The sequence below is a fragment of the Cellulomonas massiliensis JC225 genome, assembly GCF_000312005.1.
Lineage (GTDB): Bacteria > Actinomycetota > Actinomycetes > Actinomycetales > Cellulomonadaceae > Cellulomonas > Cellulomonas massiliensis.
This window is the reverse complement of the sequence record NZ_HE978588.1, coordinates 1,604,005-1,622,873: the sequence shown is the minus strand read 5'-3', so window position 1 is coordinate 1,622,873 and position 18,869 is coordinate 1,604,005. Positions and strand designations below refer to the sequence as shown.

The window sequence follows — 18,869 nt, the reverse complement described above, 5'->3', positions numbered from 1 at the left end:
TGTCCCGACGCGGGCGGGCGACCGCCCGTCCCGCTACCTGTTGCTCGCGAGGATCGCGAACAGGCGCAGGAACTCCAGGTACAGCCAGACCAGCGTGACGATCAGGCCGAACGCGGCCGTCCAGGCGAACGAGCGGGGCACGCCACCCTCCACGCCGCGCTTGATCGCGTCGAAGTCGACGATGAGGCTCGCGGCGGCCAGGCCGACGGCCACGAGGCCGACCACGACGCCGAGCCAGCCGTTGCGCAGCGGGCCGAAGCCCTCGCTCGCGACGAAGAACGACAGGACGAAGTTGAGCAGCGAGTAGCCGAGGTAGCCGACCATCGCGATGAGCAGCCAGCGCGTGAACTTCGGCGTGACGCGCACCTTGCCCGACTTGAACAGCGCGAGGGCCGCGCCGAACGTCACGAACGTGGCGACGACCGCCTGCAGGACGATCGGCTGCGCCGTCCCGGTCGTCGTCGAGTCCACGACGAAGTTCGAGAACAGGTAGCTGATGCCGCCGAGGAACACGCCCTCGAACACGGTGTACAGCGTGATGAGCGCGGGGCTCGGCGTGCGCCGGAACGCGTTCACCAGGCCGAGGACGAGCCCGCCGATCATGCCGACCCACAGGAGCCACGGCATCTGCGGCGTCAGGTACCAGGAGCCCGCGGCCACCACGACGAGCAGGCCGAGCAGGCCCGCGGTCTTGACGATGACGTCGTCGTACGTGAGGCGGCCGGTGTCGCGCGTGGTCGCGGCCGGGGCGCCGTACATCTGGTCGAGCGTCGCCGCGTCGACCGTCGCCGGACCCGCGGACCCGTACGTGGCCGTCGTCGACGGCGTGCCCCACGCGGGCTGCTGCTGGCGACCCTGCGGCTGCTTGCGCGGGTCACCGAACACGGGGCTGTTGTTGAAGACCGGGTTGGCCATGGCGTCCTCCGAGGGGCGCGTCGAGACGTGCTGTCGTCAGGGTGGAACGGTCCGGACGTCCGGTTCGTTCCCGGCGGGGACGTCCCGGCCGGATCTCCGACCTGGGGAGGATACCGGCGCCGTCCCTGCCGCGTAGGGTCGCGGGTGCCGATCCACGGACGAGGGGGCGCGATGATCGAGGCGCAGGCGCTGAAGAAGGTCTACGGGAGCAAGGTCGCGGTCGACGGTGTGTCGTTCCGCGTGCAGCCGGGACGGGTCACGGGCTTCCTGGGCCCCAACGGCGCCGGCAAGTCGACGACGATGCGGATGATCGTCGGGCTCGACCGTCCGACGGCGGGCACCGTCACGGTGGCCGGCCGTCCCTACGCGCAGCTGCGCTCGCCGCTGACCGAGGTGGGAGCGCTCCTGGAGGCGCGCGCGGTGCACACCGGGCGCAGCGCCCGCAACCACCTGCGCGCGCTCGCCGCGACCCACGGGCTGCCGCGGACCCGGGTCGACGAGGTCATCGAGATGACCGGCCTGCAGTCCGTCGCCGACAAGCGCGTGGGCGGCTTCTCGCTCGGCATGGGCCAGCGCCTCGGCATCGCGACGGCGCTGCTGGGCGACCCGCACACCCTCATCCTCGACGAGCCGGTCAACGGCCTGGACCCCGACGGCGTGCTGTGGGTCCGCAACCTCGTGAAGCACCTGGCCGGCCAGGGCCGCACGGTGTTCCTGTCCTCCCACCTCATGAGCGAGATGGCGCTGACCGCCGACCACCTCGTGGTGATCGGCCGCGGCCGGATCATCGCCGACGGGCCCGTCGAGGACGTGATCGCCCGCACCACGCGCACGACCGTCCGCGTGCGCAGCCCGCACGCGGCGCAGCTCGCCGAGCTGCTCGCCGGCCCCGACGTCACCGTCGCCGCCTCCGAGCCGGGCCTGCTCGAGGTGCAGGGGCCCACGGCCGCGGCGATCGGGGAGGTCGCGGCAGCGGCGCGTCTGACCCTGCACGAGCTGACCCCGGTGAGCGGCTCGCTCGAGCAGGCGTACCTCTCGCTGACGCAGGACGAGGTGGAGTACCACGCCACCGAGCTGCCGCCCGGCCAGCCCGCGGCGCCCGCCCCCGCCCCCGCCGAGGCCGAGGAGGCCGCGCGATGACCACGACGACCGACCGACCCGCCGCCGTGCCCGCCGACCGGGCCGAGACGCACCGCGTGACCTTCGGCCACCTCGTCCGCAGCGAGTGGATCAAGTTCTGGACCCTGCGCTCGACGATCTGGACGCTCGCGCTCCTCGTCGTCGTCATGGTGGGCCTCGTCGCCCTCATCACGAGCCTGGGCGACGACGAGGGCGGCGCCGAGGGCGCCGGCGCCGGGCCGCTCGGGCTCGTCGCGCTGACGCCCGCCGTCAACCTCGCCTCGCTCGCGGTCGTCGTGCTCGGGGTGCTCACCATCACCGGTGAGTACTCGACCGGGATGATCCGCTCGAGCCTCACGGCGGCCCCGCGCCGCACCCCGGTGCTGGCGGCCAAGGCGGTCGTCGTCGGCGTGGCCATCTTCGTGACGTCCGCCGTCGCGGTGGCACTCAGCTACGTGGTCGAGCTGCTCACGCTCGGCGACGAGGCGCCCGACCTGGCGAGCAGCGAGACGCAGCGCGTGCTCGTCGGGTCCGTGCTCTACGTGACGACGATCGCGCTGTTCGCGTTCGCCCTGGGCGCCCTGCTGCGCCACTCGGCGGCCGCGATGGCGACGGTGCTCGGCCTGATGCTGGTCATCGAGCCGGTCGTCAACGCGATCCCGTGGCAGCCGCTCAAGTACGTCGCCCCGTTCCTGCCCTCCTCGGCCGGCGGCAAGGTGCTGCAGCCCGACGCGATCATCGACCTGCAGAACCAGGCGACGACGGTCGGGGCCGACCTCAGCGCGTGGCAGGGCTTCGCGGTGCTCGTGGTGTGGGTCGTCGTGGTGTACGCGGCCGCGGCGGTCCTCCTGCGGCGCCGGGACGCCTGAGGGCTCGCCTCGCCCGACCGGGCGCGCCCGCCTCAGACGAGCTCGCCCACCGCCTCCTCGGGCGTGCCCTCGGCCTGCGCCGCGCCGCGGTTCCAGCGCGCCCACACGACGCGCTCGCCCGCGGCGCCGGCCACGACGTGCCCGAGGGCCAGGAAGACCACCACGCCGACGCCCAGCACGCCGACGGCGACCCAGTACGGCGACGTGGCACCGGCGTGCTCCGCCAGCAGGCCGGCGACCACCGGGGCCGGCGCCGCGAAGCCCCAGCGCACGAGGTTGAACGCTCCCGTCGTCACGCGACGGTCGGGCGAGCCCGTGGCGAGCGCGAGGTCGGTGAGGTTGGCGTTGCAGATCCCCATGCAGACGCCGGCCACCACGAGGACCGCGATCGACCACGCCTGCGAGGTCGAGGTCGCGAGGCCGACGAGGGTGAGCAGCAGGACGCCGAGGGCGATGCCGACCGTCTGCACCGCGCCCACGCGGTGCGCGAGCCGGTGCCCGACGACGAGGATGCCGAAGGCCAGGCCGACGCCCCAGCCCGTGAAGACGAGCCCGAGCGGCACCACGCCGAGGCCCAGGAACACCGGGGTGTAGCCGAGCACGACGAAGAACACGAAGTTGTAGGTCGCCGTGACGACCGCGAGCGCCACGAACGCGGGCCGCCGGAACGGGGTGAGCACCTGGGCGACGCGCAGCGGCGCGGGCCGCTCGGCGGGGTCCGTGACCCGCAGCAGGGAGACGACGAGCGCGACGACCATGAACGCGCCGCAGAGCACGAACGGCAGGCGCCAGGAGACCTGGCCGAGCAGGCCGCCGAGCAGCGGCCCGACCGCGAAGCCGAGGCCGACGCACGTCTCGAACAGCTCCACCGCCCACTCGCGGTCGTTCGCCAGCGAGACCAGCAGCACCATCGCGGTCGCGAAGAACAGCGCGTTGCCGAGGCCCCAGAGGCCGCGCAGCGCGGCGAGCGAGCCGATGCTCGTCGTGGTGGCCGCCCCGAGCGCCGCCACCGCGACCACGCTGACGCCGGTCGCGAGCACCTTCTTGTAGCCGACCCGGCCGGTGGCGACGACGGCGGGGACCATGCCGACGGCCATCACGGCGATGTAGGCCGTGAAGAGGAGCTCGATCTGCCACGTCGACGCCCCGAGCTCGGAGCCGATCACGGGCAGGATCGGGTCGACGATCGCGATGCCGGCGATCGCGAAGAAGGCGGTGAGGGCGGTCGAGTAGATCGCGGTGCGGTTCGGTTCCACGCGTGCCACGGGCGGGTCCTCCCGGGCGCGGCCGTCTCGGCGCGCGCCGTCATCTGTATGGTGCAGGTAGTTTTCCTGTAGGCTACACCCATCGGCGCGACGGCCGGGGCCGGCACGCGAGGAGGGCGACGGATGACGAGCGACGGCACCAGACGGACGGGCCCCGGGGCGGACGACGCCACGCGCACGATCGAGGCGCAGGTGGCGCTGCTGCTGCGCCTCGCGGACACGAACCGACGCCGCACGCCGCTGCTCGACGGCACGCTGGAGCGCTCCGCGTACCTCGCGCTGCAGCACCTGTCCGAGCACGGGCCGTCCGGCATCAACGAGATCGCCGACCACCTCCGGCTCGACGGCTCCACCGTGACCCGTCAGGTGGTGGCGCTGGAGCAGGCGGACCTCGTCACCCGCGGCCGCGACGACCAGGACGGCCGGCGCGCCGTCATCGCCCCGACACCGCGCGGGGTCCGGGCGCTCGCCGAGACGCGCGAGCGGCGCGCGCAGGTCTACGCCGAGCTCCTGGACGAGTGGACGTCCGCCGAGCGGGCCGTGCTGGCCGCCACCCTCACCCGGCTCAACGAGGCCCTCGACCGCTCGGCCGGGCGGCGCGACGCGTGAGCCGCTGCGCGAGCTAGGTTGCCCCCGTGGCCGAGACCTCTCCCTCCGCCGGGCTCACGGGCCCGGGTCCCCGCCCTGCCCGCCCGCGGCCCGCACCGCTCGTGGCCGAGGTCGTGCGGACCGAGCACCTGACGCCGCACCTGGTGCGGGTCGTCGTCGGCGGTCCCGCCATGGCCGCGTTCGAGCCGTCCCCCTACGCGGACTCCTACGTCAAGCTCGTGATGCTGCCGGCCGCGGCCGGACCGGCGCGGCCGCGTCGCCCCGACGGCCGCCTCGACCTCGACGCCGTCCGCGCGGCGCTCCCCGCCGACGACCAGCCGCGGCTGCGGTCGTACACCGTCCGGGCGTTCGACGCCGGCGCCCACGAGCTCACGCTCGACGTGGTCGTCCACGGCGACGCGGGCGTCGTCGGCCCGTGGGCCGCCGGGGCCCACCCGGGCGACGAGGTGCTCGTGGTCGGGCCGGGCGGGGCGTGGTCGCCGGACCCCGCCACCGCGACGCACCTGCTCGTCGGCGACGCGAGCGCGCTCCCGGCGATCGCCGTCGCGCTCGAGCGGCTGCCGCCCGACGCGGTGGGCCACGCCGTCGTGCACGTCGACGACCCGGCCGACGTGCTGCCGCTCGCCGCGCCCGCGGGCGTGAGGGTCGACTGGGTGCACGACCCGGCGGCGCTCCTCGCCACGGTCGCGGCGCTGCCGCCGCTCGCGGACCCCGTCAGCGCCTTCGTCCACGGCGAGGCCGGCGCCGTGCGGGAGCTGCGTCGGCACCTGCGCGCCGAGCGCGGGGTGCCGCTGGAGCGGCTGTCCGTCTCCGGGTACTGGCGCCGCGGCGCCGACGACGAGGGGTGGCGGGCCGGCAAGCGCGCGTGGCTCGCGGCGATCGAGGACGCCGAGCGCGAGGCCGGGCTGGCGTCGGCGTGAGGGCCGCCCGTCAGGCGACGCCCGGCTCGCTGCCGTGACGCCGGCGGAAGTCGTCCGCGATCTGCTGCGCCTGCGTGGAGACCAGGCGGCGGTAGCTGTCGTACAGCATGGCGACGCGCTCGGAGGCGGCGTGCCCGTCGACCGCTCGGCGCCAGGCGCGCTTGGCCGCGCGGATGTCCTCGTCGGTGACCGTCACCCCGTTCTCCACGCGGACCAGCGTCCCCGATGAGTCATCCCACGACATCCCCCGGATGGGGTCCAGCACCCAGGGATGACCCGTTCGGCGCAACGACACGCCGCTGACCTGCACAGATTCACCCGCTCCGGCGGGTCAGCGCGTCCGATGGGCGAGCACGACCACGTCCCGCAGGTGCCCGGGGCGACCGTCCGGACCGGTGGCATCCCGGTCGCGCACCTCGGCGACGAGCAGCTCCCACCGCTCGTCCAGGGCCAGTGCCGCGAGCTCGCTCTCGACCGTCGGCAGTACCTGGTCGGCCCACGGCGCGCCCCGCGCCCACGACGGCGGCGCCGCGTGCGCGACCACGAGCAGGTGGCCGCCGACCGCCACCCGGCCCGCGGCGGCCCGCAGGATGGCCGCCCGGTCCAGGGCGACCGGCGACTGGAGGAAGCACGACGAGACGAGGTCGTACTCGCGCGCGTCGTCCCACGTCGACAGGTCGCGCGCGACGAACCGCACCGCCTCGCCGACCCCGCGCTCGGCCGCCGCCGCCGCACCGCGGGCCACGGCGTGCTCGGAGATGTCGACGCCGGTCGCCCGCCAGCCCTGCTGCGCGAGCCACACCACGTCGCCGCCCTCGCCGCACCCGAGGTCCAGCGCCGTCGCGCCCGCCGGCGCGGGGACCAGCCCGAGCGCCGTCACCGCGTCGACCAGGGGCGCGTTCGGGCGTCCCGACCAGACCGCGTCCCGCGCGCCGTACCGGCGCTCCCAGTAGTCGCGCGGCGGCAGGGCGAGCGCCTCGTCGTCGTCGACGGGCGCGCGGCCGTGCGCGTGGTCGTGCTCGTGTCCGTGCTCGTCTCGGTGCCCGTGTCCGTGCGCAAAGACGTGCGCACCGCCGGGCGCGCGCTCGTCGGCGCGGGAGGCCGCGGCCTCGACGTCCTCCTGGGCGAGTGCGGCGTTCACCGCCGCCCCGGCGAACGACCCGCGGGCGACGGCCAGCGGCACGGTCGCGGCGGGGTCGACGACGTTGCCGGCCGCCCAGACCCGCGGGTGGCTCGTGCGTCCGAGCGGGTCGACCGCCACCATGCCGGCGGCCGGTCCGGTCCCGGTGCGGGCGAGGCTCAGCGCGTCGAGGAACCCGTCGTGCGGGCGGGGCCTGCCGGCGGTGAAGACCGCGTCGACCGGCACGTCGCCGTCGTCGGTCCGGACCGCGACGAGCCGGCCCGCCTCGGCGCTCACCCCGACGACGGGCGCCTCGACGACGCGGACGCCGGCGGCGCGCAGGCGGTCCGTGACGGCGGGGTCGAGTGGGCCGGCCAGACCGGTGAGCAGGACGACGTCACGGCTGAGCTGCCGGACGAGCGGCGTGACGTGCGCGGCGTGCTCGGGCGAGGTCGCGAGCACCGCGAGCCGGCGGTCGCGCACCTCCCAGCCGTGGCAGTACGGGCAGTGCAGGACGCCCGTCCCCCAGTGCGCGGCCAGGCCCGGGACGTCCGGCAGCTCGTCGGCCAGGCCCGTGGCCACGACGAGGGCGCGGGCGGTGGTCCGGGCGCCGTCCGCGGTGACGACGACGAGACCGCCCGGCACCTCCTCGACGGTCGCGACCTGCGCCTCGCGGACCGTCACGCCGTAACCGGCGAGCTCCGCGCGGCCGTCGGCGAGCAGGGCGGCGGGGTCGGTGCCGTCCCGTCCGAGCACGCCGTGCATGTGGCCCGCGAACCGGTTGCGCGGCAGCCCCGCGTCCAGCACGAGCGTGCGGCGGCGCGACCGCCCGAGCATGAGGGCGGCGCTCAGCCCGGCGGCTCCCCCGCCGACCACCACCACGTCCTGGTCCACCTGCGTCTGCTCCATGCCCCCAGCGTGCGGGGCGATCCGCTCGATACGCAAACATCCTTGCGGAATCGGCAAGGTACGATCGGACGGTGGCTCTCGACCAGGTCGGCCCGCGCCTGCGTGCGGCGCGGCTCGCGCGCGGCTGGACGCTGGACGAGCTCGCCGGGCGCGCCGCGGTCTCGGCGAGCACGCTGTCGCGCCTCGAGTCCGGCAAGCGCCAGGCGTCGCTCGAACTGCTCGTCCCGCTCACGCGGCTGCTGGGCGTCAGCCTCGACGACCTCGTCGCGGCGCCCACGCCGGATCCCCGCGTGCGCCGCTCGGCCCTGCGCCGTCATGGCATGGAGGTCGTCCCGCTCACGCCCGCCGGGTCGCCCGTCGAGACGTTCCGGGTCACGTTCCCCGCCGTGCGCGAGCTGCCGTCGCTGCGCGTGCACGACGGCTTCGAGTGGCTGTACGTGCTCAGCGGGCGCCTGCGGCTGCGGCTCGGGGACCAGGACCTCGTCCTGGTCCGCGGGGAGGCCGCCCAGTTCGACACCCGGACGCCGCACGCCCTGTCCGCCGCGGGCGGCCGGCCCGCGACGGTGCTCAGCATCTTCGACGCGTCCGGCGCCCGCATCCACACGTACGGCGACGGGACCGAGGCGGGCGCGGCGCGCTGAGCCGCGCCGCGCGGCCGGTGCCGCCGGCGTCGGTGCCCCCGCCGGGACTCGAACCCGGACTGGGCCGGGTTTAAGCCGGCTGCCTCTGCCGATTGGGCTACGGGGGCCGGCCCCATCCTGCCCGACGCCGCGCACGCCGTGCCGGGACGCACGAGAGCCCCCGACCGGTCGGTCGGGGGCTCTCGAGAGGCGGCGTCAGCCGGCGGTCTTGCGGGCGGGCTTCTTCGTGATCGCCGGGTCGTCCGCCGGGGGCTGGACGACGCGCGGCTTGGCGGGCACCGCGGCGGCGCGGAACTCGGCGCGCGGGTCGTGCAGCGTGCCCAGCGGGACGACCTCACGCCGGAGCAGCACGGAGCCCGTCCAGCCGGCCATGATCCGCAGCTTGCGGTTCACCGTGGGCATCGCGAACACGTGGTACGTGCGGTGCAGCACCCACGCGAGGAAGCCGCGCACCTTGATCCGGCCGAACATCTGCGCGACGCCCTTGTACATGCCGAGCGACGCGACGGCACCGATGTTCTTGTGCTTGTACTCGGTGAGCTCCGCCGAGCGCAGGACGCGCGCGAGGTTGTCGCCGAGGTGGTTGCCCTCGCGCAGCGCGTGCTGGGCGTTCGGCGGGCAGAACTTGCCGGGGTTGTAGAGGTCCGGCACCGCGGCGCAGTCGCCGGCGCCGTACGCGTCGGGCACGACCGTGCCGTCGGCCTCCGTGACCTGCAGGTACGCGTTGCAGATCAGCCGGCCCATCTGGTCGAGCGGCAGGTCGGACTGCTGCAGCACCGGGTTGGCCTTCACGCCCGCGGTCCACACGATCGTCTCGGCGTCGAACTCGACGCGGTTCGACAGGACGACGTGGCCGTCGACGCAGGAGTTGAGGAACGTCGAGAGGTGGATCTCGATGTTGCGCTTGCGCAGCTGCTCGAGCGTGTAGCCGCCGAGCTCCTCGGAGACCTCGGGGAGGATCCGCGGGCTGCCCTCGACGAGCACGAAGCGGAGCTCGTCCTGCTCGATCTGGCGGTAGTGGCTCACGTTGTAGCGGGCGATGTCCTCGAGCTCGGCGAGCGCCTCGATGCCGGCGAACCCGCCGCCGACGAAGACGAACGTCAGCATGCGGCGGCGCAGCTCCGGGTCCCACGTCGAGGACGCGATCTCGATGCGGTTCAGCACGTGGTTGCGGACCGCGATGGCCTCCTCCACGTTCTTGAAGCCGATCGCCTCCTCCGCCAGACCCGGGATGGGCAGCGTGCGCGCGACGGAGCCCAGGCCGACGACGAGGTGGTCGTACGTGATCCAGTACGGCTCGCCCTCCTCGGGCGTGATCTGGACGCGGCGCTCGGCGTGGTGGATCTCGCTGACCTTGCCCTGCAGCACGTCGATGCCCTTGAGGGCGCGGCGGTGCGGGGCGACGACGTTGCGGGGGTCGATCGACCCGGCCGCCGCCTCGGGCAGGAACGGCGCGTACGTCATGTACGGGCGCGGGTCGACGACGACGATCGCGGCCTCACGGTTGCCGAGCCGCTTCTTCAGGCGGCGGGCGGTGTACAGGCCGACCGTGCCACCGCCGAGGATGACGATGCGCGGGACCTTGCGAGGCTTGGGCTTCGGCGTCGCCGCGGACTTCTCAGCGGTAGCGGTCGCAGACTGAGGCATACGTCAACGGTATCGCCGCACCGTTCGGCGCACCTACGGAGCGGACGGTGACGCTGAGCACAGCCGGCGGCCGCCCGCCACGGGCCCAAGGTCCCGATGATCGCGCGCCATCCGCGGGTCGCGTCAGTCGACGAGCCCGTTCGCCGCGACGACCCGCTGGTACCAGCGGGCGCTGTCCTTCGGCGTGCGGTCGAGCGTCCCGGGCTCCACCCGGACCAGACCCCAGCGCTGCGACATGCCGCGCGCCCACTCGAAGTTGTCGAGCAGCGACCACGCGTAGTAGCCGCGCAGGTCCACGCCGTCCGCGACCGCGCGCCCGGCCTGCTCCAGGTGTGCCCGCAGGAACGCGACCCGGGCCGCGTCGTGCACGGGGTCGGTGTCGGCAGGGTCGTCCGGGACGCCGTTCTCGGTGATGAGCAGCGGCGGCAGGTCCGGGTAGTCGTCCCGCAGCCGCGTCAGCAGGTCGTACAGACCCTCGGGGTGCACCTGCTGCCACCCCGCCGCCGAGGTGGGGAACGCGCTCTGCCAGGCGCCGTACCGGTCGACCATCGCCGCGCCGTAGTACTGGACGGCGAGCACGTCGGCGGGAGCGGAGATCGCCTCCAGGTCGCCCTCCCGGACGAGGGCCGCGAACCGGTCCGCGTCGCCGTGGACCTGCCCCGGCAGGTCGCCGACCGCGTCGTCGGGGTAGCGCCCGAGCAGCACCGGGTCCAGGTAGAGGCGGTTCTCGGCGCCGTCCGCGCGGCGGGCCGTCTCCTCGGCCCCGATGCCCGGGTAGACCGGCTGCAGGTTGAGCGCGATCCCGATCCCGCCGGTGGCCGCCACCGGCCCGGCGGCGCGCAGCGCCTGCACCGCGCGCCCGTGCGCCAGCAGCTGGTGGTGCACCGCCGCCAGGCCCGCGTCGACGTCGCCGAGCCCCGGGGCGTGCTCGGTCCCCGCGTACCCCACGAACGCGGTGGTCTTCGGCTCGTTGACCGTGAGCCACGTGACGTCCTCGCCGGCGAGCGCGTCGAACACCACCGCCGCGTACTCCCCGAACCGCTCGGCGGTGTCCCGCGCCGCCCAGCCGCCCGCGTCCTGCAGCGGCTGCGGCAGGTCCCAGTGGTACAGCGTGACCGCCGGCCGCACCCCGCGCCGGCGCAGCCCGTCGACGAGCCGGCGGTAGAAGTCGAGCCCGGCCTGGTTCACCGCCCCGGAGCCCGTCGGCACCACCCGCGGCCACGCGACCGAGAACCGGTACGACCCGAGCCCGAGCGACGCGACGAGGTCGAGGTCCTCCTCCCAGCGGCGGTAGTGGTCGGCCGCCGGGTCCCCCGTCGAGCCGTCGTCGATGCGCCCCGGCTCCGCCGCGAAGGTGTCCCAGATGGACGGCCCGCGCCCGTCGGCGGTCGTCGACCCCTCGACCTGGAAGGCCGACGTCGCGGCCCCCCACCGGAACCCGTCGGGGAACCGGAGGGACGACGGGCTCGCCGTCCGCGTCGGCCCGGGCCGCGACCCACGCGGCGAGCACGCCGCCACGACGCCGAGCGCGGCGGCCACGCCGGCACCGCGCAGCAGCGTGCGCCGGTCGAGGGAGAGGTCGGTGAGGCGCGTGAGCGCGCGGCTCACGGCGGGGTCGGGGCGCGGCACGGGGCTCCTCGTCGAGCGGGTGGCGTGGGGTGGGATCGCTCCCACGCGCCATCCTCCCATCGGGGCGAGCGGCGGGTCCAGGCGGCTCGCCCGGCCGGGGCGGTCAGCGCGCGGAGCTCGCCGCCCGCTCGGCCGCGCTGAACGCGATGCCGTCGAGGATGTCGTGCTCGGACGTCACGACGTGCGTGAGCTCGCGGCCGTCGGCCGCCACCGCGTCCCGGACGCGTGCGACCACGTCGTGCCAGACGAGCGCCCCGGCACCGATCACGTCGACCCGGCCGGGGTGCATGAACCCGAGCGCGGCGCGCTCCTCGCGCGTGCGGCCCAGCAGGTCGTCGCACCCCGCCAGCGTCTGGTCGACCGTGAGCACCGAGCCGTCGATGCGCGACGGGTCGTACCGGTCCAGGCCGAGGGCGTGCGCGGTCACGGTCGTGACGCTGCCGGCCAGCCCGACCAGCGTGACGGTGCGCCCGAGCGGCACGGTGGCGGAGGCCTCGTCGAGCGCGGCGGCCACGTCCGCGTGCGCGGCCGCGACCTCGTCGGCCGTGGGCGGGTCGGTCCGCAGCCGCCGCTCGGTCAGCCGCACGCAGCCCACGTCCATCGAGAAGGCCGCGTCGGGCGTCGCGGTGCCGAGCACGAGCTCCGTCGAGCCGCCGCCGAGGTCGACGACGAGGAACGGACCCGGGTGGGTCGCGGCGAGCACGCCCGTCGCGCCGCGGAAGGACAGGGCGGCCTCCTCGACGCCGTCGACGACCTCGGGCTCGACGCCCAGCGCGGCGCGGACGCCGCCGACGAAGTCGTCCCGGTTCTCCGCGTCGCGGGAGGCGGACGTCGCGACGAACCGCACGGCCTCCACGCCGAGCTCCCGGCAGACGGCGTCGTACCGGCGGGCGGCGTCCAGCGTCCGCTCCAGTGCCTCGGGGGCGATCCGGCCCGTGCGGTCGACGCCCTGCCCGAGGCGGACGACCTCCATCCGGCGGTCGAGGTCGACGAGCGTGCCGGCCTCGCGGTCGACCTCCGCGACGAGGAGTCGGATCGAGTTGGTCCCGCAGTCGATGGCAGCCACGCGTGTCACGGCGGTCATCCTCGCACCCGCCGGGGACCCTGCACGCCGGACGGCATGCCCACGGCCACGCGCCGCCTCAGCACGTGCACCGGTCGGGCCGCCACGTCCCGGCGATGCGCTCCAGCGCCTCGTCGCCCAGCGGGTTCACGCCGGGACCGGCGGCGAGCGCGTGGCCGACCAGGACGTGCAGGCACTTGACGCGGGTCGGCATGCCGCCCGCCGAGATGCCCGCGATCTCCTCGACGTGCCCGAGCGCCTCGCGGTCCGCGAGGTAGGCCTCGTGGGCGCGCCGGTACTGCGCAGCGAGCTCCTCGTCCTCCTCGAGCCGCGCCGACATCTCCTTCATCGCGCCCGACGCCTCGAGGGTGCTCACGGCCGCGACCGCGGGCGGGCAGGTGAGGTAGTACGTCGTCGGAAACGGCGTGCCGTCGTCGAGGCGCGGCGCGGTGCGGACGACGGTGGGGCGCCCGCAGACGCACCGGGCCGCGATGCCCACGACCCCGCGCGGCGGGCGCCCGAGCTGCTCGGCGAGCACCGCCACGTCCTGCTCGGTGGGGGCGTCGGGGCGCGGCTCGGTCATGAGGGGTCCGTCCTGTGCTCGGGGGGCGGCGGGTCGGCCGCGCGGGCCGGCGTGGTGCGTCGGGACGCACCTGCCGGTCGACGCGCGGCGGCGTGCGTGGTCCATTGTCGCCCGCCGGACGAGGCGCACGGGTCAGCCGTCGGCCGAGCCGTCCTCCGAGGCGTCGTTCGAGGCGTCGTCCTGCGTGCCCCCGGCCGCCGGCGTCTCGGCGCCGCCCTCGTCCGACGCCTGCGTCCCGGCCTCCTCGACCGAGTCCCACAGCGTCGCGTACCAGGGCTGGGTCGCCGAGGAGTCCAGCAGCGAGCTGGGACCGTCGTCCGCGACGGGGGCGGTCTCGGGCACGTGCTCCGGGTCGACCACGCGCAGCGGCTTGAGGCCCTTCGGCACGTAGCCGAGGCGCTCGCGCGCCTGCGCGCTCACGTACGCCGGGTCGTCCCAGCGCTTCTTCTCCGCCTCGAGGTCCTCGGTGCGGGCCTGCGCGGCTGCGACCTGCGCGCGCAGCGACCGTACCTCCGCCTGCTGGCGCAGGTACGAGCTCAGCGTCGGGTACACCAGGACGAACGCGGCCAGGAGGACGAGCGAGAAGACGAGCGCACGGACGGTGAACAGGTGCGGGGTGCGGGTCTGCACCCGCTCCGCACGCGGCGCCGGGACGGTGCGGGTGGGCTTGCTCGGGGGCCGGCTGGAGGACGGCCGGTCGCCCGCCCGCGGGGCACGCGCACCCCCCGCCGACGCCCCCGGCCGGGTGCCGGGCGCCGCGGTGCGGGGCGCGGCCGGACGACGCCCCGACGCACGCGGGGCTGCCGGGCGGCGCGGGGCAGTCACGGACCCGATTCTGCCCGCCGGGCGGCCCGTTGCCCGGACCCCGGGGTTCCTCGACGTGTCGTCCCCCGGACGCCGCCGCCACCGGGACCTGGGCCGGGACGCGCCGAGGGCCGGCCACCCCCTCCGGGGTGACCGGCCCTCGTACAGGCCCGGTGAGGCCTCAGCCCTGGAAGCGCGGGAAGGCCGAGCGACCGGCGTAGCGACCGGCGTCGTCCAGCTCCTCCTCGATGCGCAGCAGCTGGTTGTACTTGTTGATGCGCTCGCCGCGGGCGGGCGCACCGGTCTTGATCTGGCCGGCGTTCGTCGCGACGGACAGGTCGGCGATCGTCGTGTCCTCGGTCTCGCCCGAGCGGTGCGACGTCATGGTGGTGAAGCCGTTGCGCTGCGCGAGCGTCACCGCGTCGAGCGTCTCGGTGAGCGTGCCGATCTGGTTGAGCTTGACCAGCAGCGAGTTCGCGGCCTTGAGCTCGATGCCCTTGGCGAGGCGCTCCGGGTTGGTGACGAACAGGTCGTCGCCGACGATCTGGACGCGGCCGCCGACCTCGGAGACCAGCTGCGCCCACGAGTCCCACTCGTCCTCGGACAGCGGGTCCTCGATGGAGACCAGCGGGTAGTCGCGCACGAGCTGCTCGTAGTACGCGATCATCTCGGCCGGCGTCTTCGCGGCGCCCTCGAACTGGTAGGCGCCGTCCTTGAAGAACTCGGTCGACGCGACGTCGAGCGCGAGCGCGATGTCGGTGCCGGCGGTGAAGCCGGCCTTCTCGACCGCGACGAGGATGAGGTCGAGCGCCTCACGGTTCGAGCCGAGGTTCGGCGCGAAGCCGCCCTCGTCGCCGAGGCCCGTGGCGAGGCCCTTGCTCTTCAGCACGGACTTCAGCGAGTGGTACACCTCGGCGCCGGTGCGCAGCGCCTCGCGGAACGTCGTCGCGCCGATGGGCGCGACCATGAACTCCTGGATGTCGACGTTCGAGTCGGCGTGCGAGCCGCCGTTGAGGATGTTCATCATCGGCACGGGCAGGACGTGCGCGTTCGGGCCGCCGATGTAGCGGAACAGCGGCAGGTCGGCCGAGTCGGCCGCGGCCTTGGCCACGGCGAGCGAGACGCCGAGGATCGCGTTGGCGCCGAGCTTGCCCTTGTTGGGCGTGCCGTCGAGCGCGATCAGCGCGGCGTCGACCAGGCGCTGCTCGGTGGCCTCGAACCCGATGAGCTCCGGGGCGATGTCGTCGATGACCGCGTTCACGGCACCCTCGACGCCCTTGCCCAGGTAGCGGCCCTTGTCGCCGTCACGGCGCTCGACGGCCTCGAACGCGCCGGTGGACGCGCCCGAGGGGACGGCCGCGCGGGCGATCGTGCCGTCGTCGAGAGCGACCTCGACCTCGACAGTGGGGTTGCCTCGCGAGTCCAGGATCTCGCGGGCGCCGACGGCCTCGATGCTGGCCATGGGTGCTCCTTCGACGAGCGGTGGGTTTACGACCTCACCCTAGTGCCGTGCACCGGCGGCGGCGCTGGGACCTCCGACTGCCGGACAGCGGGAGCCCGGGTGGGACGATCCGCCGGCCGGTCAGGCCCGGACCCCGGCCTCCACGAGCTCGGCGACGATGCGCTCCACCTGCTCCTTGGCGTCGCCGAAGAGCATCGCCGTGTTGTCGCGGAAGAACAGCGGGTTCTGGACGCCCGCGTACCCGGTGGCCATCGAGCGCTTGAACACGACGACCTGCCCGGCCTCCCACACCCGCAGCACCGGCATGCCGGCGATGGGGCTGGCGGGGTCCTCCGCGGCCGCCGGGTTCACGGTGTCGTTCGCGCCGATGACGAGCACGACGTCGGTCCCGGCGAGCTCGTCGTTGATCTCGTCCATCTCCAGGACGATGTCGTACGGCACCTTCGCCTCGGCGAGGAGCACGTTCATGTGGCCGGGCAGCCGCCCGGCGACGGGGTGCACCCCGAAGCGGACCTGGGTGCCGCCCGCGCGCAGCTTCGCGACGAGCTCCGCGACCGGGTACTGCGCCTTCGCGACGGCCATGCCGTAGCCGGGCGTGATGACGACGGACCGCGCCGCGCGCAGCAGCTCCGCCACCTCGGGGGCCCGCACCTCCCGGTGCTCGCCCAGGTCGGCGTCGCCGCCCGCCACCACGGTCCCCTCCTCGGCCCCGAAGCCGCCGAGGATGACGCTGACGAACGAGCGGTTCATCGCGCGGCACATGAGGTAGGACAGGATCGCGCCGGACGAGCCGACCAGCGCACCGGTGACGACGAGCAGGTCGTTGCCCAGCATGAAGCCGGCGGCCGCCGCGGCCCAGCCGGAGTAGGAGTTGAGCATCGACACGACGACCGGCATGTCGCCGCCGCCGATCGAGGCGACGAGGTGCCACCCGAGCGCGAGCGCCACCAGGGTCATGAGCAGGAGAGGCGCCAGCGACGGCGCCGCGAGGAACCACACCATGAGCCCCGCGCAGACGAGGAGCGCGGCCAGGTTCAGCAGGTTGCGGCCGGGGAGCTGGAGCGGCGCCGACCGGATCCGGGCCGACAGCTTGAGGAACGCGACAACGGAGCCGGTGAAGGTCACGGCGCCGATGAGCACGCCGAGGTAGACCTCGACGAGGTGGACGGCGTCCTGGCCGCCCCCGCCCAGCCCCTCCAGCAGCGCCGCGTCCTGCTGGCCGGTGAGGAACGAGTTGATGCCGACGAGCACCGCGGCCGCGCCGACGAAGCTGTGCAGGATCGCGATGAGCTCGGGCATCTGCGTCATCTCGACGCGCCGCGCGCGCACCGTGCCGACGACGGCGCCGGTGGCGAGCACCAGGACGATGAGCAGCGCGGTGACGACCGGCGCGCGCTCGCTACGGTCGACCGCGAGCACGAACGTCGCCGCGAGCGCGAGGCCCATGCCGATCATGCCCAGCACGTTCCCGCGCCGGGCGCTCTCCTGCTTCGACAGCCCCGCGAGCGACAGCACGAACAGCACCGCGGCGACGAGGTAGACCCCCTGCGCGAAGGACGAGGCGGTCATCAGGCGTCCTTCCGGAACATGCGGATCATGCGGTTCGCGACGAGGAAGCCCCCGAAGATGTTGATGCTCGCGACGAGCGCCGCGACGCAGGCGAGCACGGTCACGACCGGGCTGGAGTCGCCGACCTGCAGCAGCGCGCCGACCAGGATGATCCCGCTGATCGCGTTCGTCTGGGCCATCAGCGGCGTGTGCAGGGCGTGGCTCACGTTCGAGATCACGTAGTAGCCGACGAACACCGCCAGCACGAACACCGTGAGGTGCCCGAGCAGCTCGGGCGGGGAGAACGAGACCGCCAGCAGGACGAGCACCGCGGCGAGCGCGAAGCCGACGGTGCGGCGGCGCGCGCGTCGCTCCCGGGCCGCCGCCGCGTCGGCGGCCTGGCGCGCGAGCTCCTCCGGAGTCGGCCCGGCCGGAGCCGGCGCGGCGGCGGGAACGGCCGAGACGGCGACGGGCGGGGGCGGCCACAGGACGTCGCCGCCGTGCGCGACCGTCATGCCGCGCTGCACCGGGTCGTCGAGGTCGAGGACGAGCGTGCCGTCCTCGTCGGGGGTCAGCAGCTGGAGCAGGTGCACGACGTTCGTGCCGAACAGCTGCGACGTGTGCTGCGGCAGCCGGCCGGGCAGGTCGGTCCAGCCCAGCACGACGACGCCGTTCGGCGTGACGACGCGCTCCCCCGGCACGGTCAGCTCGCAGTTGCCCCCGCCGGAGGCCGCGAGGTCGACGACGACGGAGCCCGGCCGCATCGCGGCGACCATCTCCGCCGTGATCGTCCGCGGCGCGACGCCCCGCACGAGCGCGGTCGTGATGACCACGTCGGCGCGCGCCGTCTCCTGCGCGTAGACCTCGGCGGTGAGCCGCTCCTGCTCCTCGCTCAGCGCGCTGGCGTAGCCGTCGGCGCTCACCTGCTGCTGGGCCTGCGGTGCCGCGACGAACGCCGCACCCATCGACTCGATCTGCTCGCCGACCTCCGGGCGCACGTCGAACGCCCGCACCTGCGCGCCGAGGCTGTCCGCCGCCCCGATCGCGGCCAGCCCTGCGACGCCGGCGCCGATGACGAACACGGTCGCGGGCGGGGTCTTGCCCGCCGCGGTCACCTGCCCGGCGAACATCGCGCCGTACTCGGACGCCGCCTCGACGACCGCCCGGTACCCCGCGACGTTGGACAGCGTGCTGAGCACGTCGAGGCTCTGCGCGCGGGAGATGCGCGGGACGGCGTCGAGGGCCAGCGCGGTGACGCCGCGGGCCGCGAGCCGTTCGAGCCGCTCGGGGGACGCGGCCGGCGCGAGCATCGCCACGAGCGTCGCGCCCGGACGCAGCGCGTCGAGCCGCGCGTCGGCCGGTGCGTCGACCGCCGCGACGACGTCCGCGGCCCACACCGCGTCCGCGTCCGCGACCGTCGCGCCCGCGGCGGCGTACGCCTCGTCGGCGAACGTCGCCCGCTCGCCCGCGCCGCTCTCGACGACGACGTCGTACCCGAGGGCGACGAGCCGGGTGACCGTCCGCGGGGTCGCGGCCACGAGACGCTGGCCCGGGTCCGCCTCGCGTGGGATGCCGATCGTCGTCAACGGGCCCTCCGGGTGCTCGCCGCCCGGACCGCCCGGGCTCGTCCGGCGACTGTAGCGACGGGCGGAGGGGCCCACGTGGGCCGTTCGTCAGAAGGAACGCGATTCCTCTCGTGCCCGCTCCGCCGCACGCTCGCGCAGCGGCCGGCGCCGCGCGACGAGCAGCCACCCGGCGGCGACGCA

At 75.1% G+C, this 18,869-nt stretch carries 17 protein-coding genes and 1 tRNA gene; 5 read left to right on the top strand and 13 right to left on the bottom strand.

All coding sequences use genetic code 11. The features are described 5' to 3' along the window. Positions 1-33: 33 nt before the first annotated feature. Entirely contained in the window at positions 34-915 is an 882-nt protein-coding gene (locus HGCM_RS07730; protein ID WP_019136279.1) for a Bax inhibitor-1/YccA family protein, read from the bottom strand. Positions 916-1,086: 171 nt separating this feature from the next. Between HGCM_RS07730 and HGCM_RS07725 the strand changes: the two genes are divergently transcribed. Beyond that, positions 1,087-2,055, top strand: a complete 969-nt coding sequence (locus HGCM_RS07725) for an ABC transporter ATP-binding protein (protein ID WP_019136278.1) — start codon at positions 1,087-1,089, stop codon at positions 2,053-2,055. Continuing rightward, entirely contained in the window at positions 2,052-2,903 is an 852-nt protein-coding gene (locus tag HGCM_RS07720) for an ABC transporter permease subunit (RefSeq protein ID WP_019136277.1), read from the top strand. Before HGCM_RS07725 ends, HGCM_RS07720 begins: the two co-directional genes overlap by 4 nt. A gap of 32 nt (positions 2,904-2,935) precedes the next feature. Here the strand turns inward: HGCM_RS07720 and HGCM_RS07715 are convergent, their stop codons facing one another. Continuing rightward, complete coding sequence (locus tag HGCM_RS07715) at positions 2,936-4,168, bottom strand: MFS transporter (RefSeq protein WP_019136276.1); 1,233 nt, start codon at positions 4,166-4,168, stop codon at positions 2,936-2,938. A 123-nt stretch (positions 4,169-4,291) separates the two neighbouring features. Between HGCM_RS07715 and HGCM_RS07710 the strand changes: the two genes are divergently transcribed. Together HGCM_RS07710 and HGCM_RS07705 are read left to right on the top strand one after the other, a co-directional pair. Beyond that, on the top strand, positions 4,292-4,777 hold the full coding sequence (locus tag HGCM_RS07710; protein WP_019136275.1) for a MarR family winged helix-turn-helix transcriptional regulator: 486 nt from the start codon (positions 4,292-4,294) through the stop codon (positions 4,775-4,777). A gap of 26 nt (positions 4,778-4,803) precedes the next feature. Then, positions 4,804-5,697: a siderophore-interacting protein gene (locus HGCM_RS07705; protein WP_019136274.1), complete on the top strand. Its 894-nt coding sequence runs from the start codon at positions 4,804-4,806 to the stop codon at positions 5,695-5,697. A 10-nt stretch (positions 5,698-5,707) separates the two neighbouring features. Here HGCM_RS07705 and HGCM_RS07700 read toward each other — a convergent pair whose 3' ends face one another. Beyond that, positions 5,708-5,905 (bottom strand): hypothetical protein, encoded by a 198-nt coding sequence (locus HGCM_RS07700; protein WP_019136273.1) that lies wholly within the window; start codon positions 5,903-5,905, stop codon positions 5,708-5,710. 123 nt (positions 5,906-6,028) lie between these two features. Continuing rightward, positions 6,029-7,726, bottom strand: a complete 1,698-nt coding sequence (locus tag HGCM_RS07695; protein WP_019136272.1) for an SAM-dependent methyltransferase — start codon at positions 7,724-7,726, stop codon at positions 6,029-6,031. Positions 7,727-7,797: 71 nt separating this feature from the next. Here HGCM_RS07695 and HGCM_RS07690 point away from each other — a divergent pair, with 71 nt between their 5' ends. Further along, positions 7,798-8,367, top strand: coding sequence for a helix-turn-helix domain-containing protein (locus HGCM_RS07690; protein ID WP_019136271.1), 570 nt, complete (start codon positions 7,798-7,800; stop codon positions 8,365-8,367). 33 nt (positions 8,368-8,400) lie between these two features. Here the strand turns inward: HGCM_RS07690 and HGCM_RS07685 are convergent. The 9 genes from HGCM_RS07685 to HGCM_RS07645 all read right to left on the bottom strand — a co-directional run bounded on the left by HGCM_RS07685 (position 8,401) and on the right by HGCM_RS07645 (position 18,689). Further along, a tRNA-Leu gene (locus HGCM_RS07685) sits at positions 8,401-8,474 on the bottom strand. Positions 8,475-8,562: 88 nt separating this feature from the next. Then, positions 8,563-10,014: an NAD(P)/FAD-dependent oxidoreductase gene (locus tag HGCM_RS07680; protein ID WP_019136270.1), complete on the bottom strand. Its 1,452-nt coding sequence runs from the start codon at positions 10,012-10,014 to the stop codon at positions 8,563-8,565. 123 nt (positions 10,015-10,137) lie between these two features. Beyond that, positions 10,138-11,643 carry a GH1 family beta-glucosidase gene (locus HGCM_RS07675; protein ID WP_019136269.1) on the bottom strand — a complete coding sequence of 502 codons (1,506 nt, stop codon included), beginning with the start codon at positions 11,641-11,643 and terminating at the stop codon, positions 10,138-10,140. 103 nt (positions 11,644-11,746) lie between these two features. Continuing rightward, on the bottom strand, positions 11,747-12,718 hold the full coding sequence (locus HGCM_RS17480) for a Ppx/GppA phosphatase family protein (protein ID WP_019136268.1): 972 nt from the start codon (positions 12,716-12,718) through the stop codon (positions 11,747-11,749). A 67-nt stretch (positions 12,719-12,785) separates the two neighbouring features. Further along, positions 12,786-13,289 (bottom strand): DUF501 domain-containing protein, encoded by a 504-nt coding sequence (locus tag HGCM_RS07665; protein WP_019136267.1) that lies wholly within the window; start codon positions 13,287-13,289, stop codon positions 12,786-12,788. A gap of 132 nt (positions 13,290-13,421) precedes the next feature. Next, positions 13,422-13,919 carry an FtsB family cell division protein gene (locus HGCM_RS07660; RefSeq protein ID WP_019136266.1) on the bottom strand — a complete coding sequence of 166 codons (498 nt, stop codon included), beginning with the start codon at positions 13,917-13,919 and terminating at the stop codon, positions 13,422-13,424. A 355-nt stretch (positions 13,920-14,274) separates the two neighbouring features. Next, the gene (gene eno, locus HGCM_RS07655) at positions 14,275-15,555 is read right to left on the bottom strand and encodes a phosphopyruvate hydratase (protein WP_019136265.1); all 1,281 of its coding nucleotides are present in this window, start codon (positions 15,553-15,555) and stop codon (positions 14,275-14,277) included. 120 nt (positions 15,556-15,675) lie between these two features. Continuing rightward, the gene (gene pntB, locus HGCM_RS07650; protein ID WP_019136264.1) at positions 15,676-17,124 is read right to left on the bottom strand and encodes a Re/Si-specific NAD(P)(+) transhydrogenase subunit beta; all 1,449 of its coding nucleotides are present in this window, start codon (positions 17,122-17,124) and stop codon (positions 15,676-15,678) included. After that, complete coding sequence (locus HGCM_RS07645) at positions 17,124-18,689, bottom strand: Re/Si-specific NAD(P)(+) transhydrogenase subunit alpha (protein WP_019136263.1); 1,566 nt, start codon at positions 18,687-18,689, stop codon at positions 17,124-17,126. The genes pntB and HGCM_RS07645 overlap by 1 nt, the downstream gene beginning before the upstream one ends. Positions 18,690-18,869: the final 180 nt, after the last annotated feature.

Excerpts from the sequence above, each read along its gene's own strand:
- HGCM_RS07730 (WP_019136279.1), bottom strand. The coding sequence starts at position 915 with ATGGCCAACCCGGTCTTCAACAACAGCCCCGTGTTCGGTGACCCGCGC.
- HGCM_RS07725 (WP_019136278.1), top strand. The coding sequence starts at position 1,087 with ATGATCGAGGCGCAGGCGCTGAAGAAGGTCTACGGGAGCAAGGTCGCG.
- HGCM_RS07720 (WP_019136277.1), top strand. The coding sequence starts at position 2,052 with ATGACCACGACGACCGACCGACCCGCCGCCGTGCCCGCCGACCGGGCC.
- HGCM_RS07710 (WP_019136275.1), top strand. The coding sequence starts at position 4,292 with ATGACGAGCGACGGCACCAGACGGACGGGCCCCGGGGCGGACGACGCC.
- HGCM_RS07695 (WP_019136272.1), bottom strand. The coding sequence starts at position 7,726 with ATGGAGCAGACGCAGGTGGACCAGGACGTGGTGGTGGTCGGCGGGGGA.
- HGCM_RS07680 (WP_019136270.1), bottom strand. The coding sequence starts at position 10,014 with ATGCCTCAGTCTGCGACCGCTACCGCTGAGAAGTCCGCGGCGACGCCG.
- HGCM_RS07665 (WP_019136267.1), bottom strand. The coding sequence starts at position 13,289 with ATGACCGAGCCGCGCCCCGACGCCCCCACCGAGCAGGACGTGGCGGTG.
- eno (WP_019136265.1), bottom strand. The coding sequence starts at position 15,555 with ATGGCCAGCATCGAGGCCGTCGGCGCCCGCGAGATCCTGGACTCGCGA.
- pntB (WP_019136264.1), bottom strand. The coding sequence starts at position 17,124 with ATGACCGCCTCGTCCTTCGCGCAGGGGGTCTACCTCGTCGCCGCGGTG.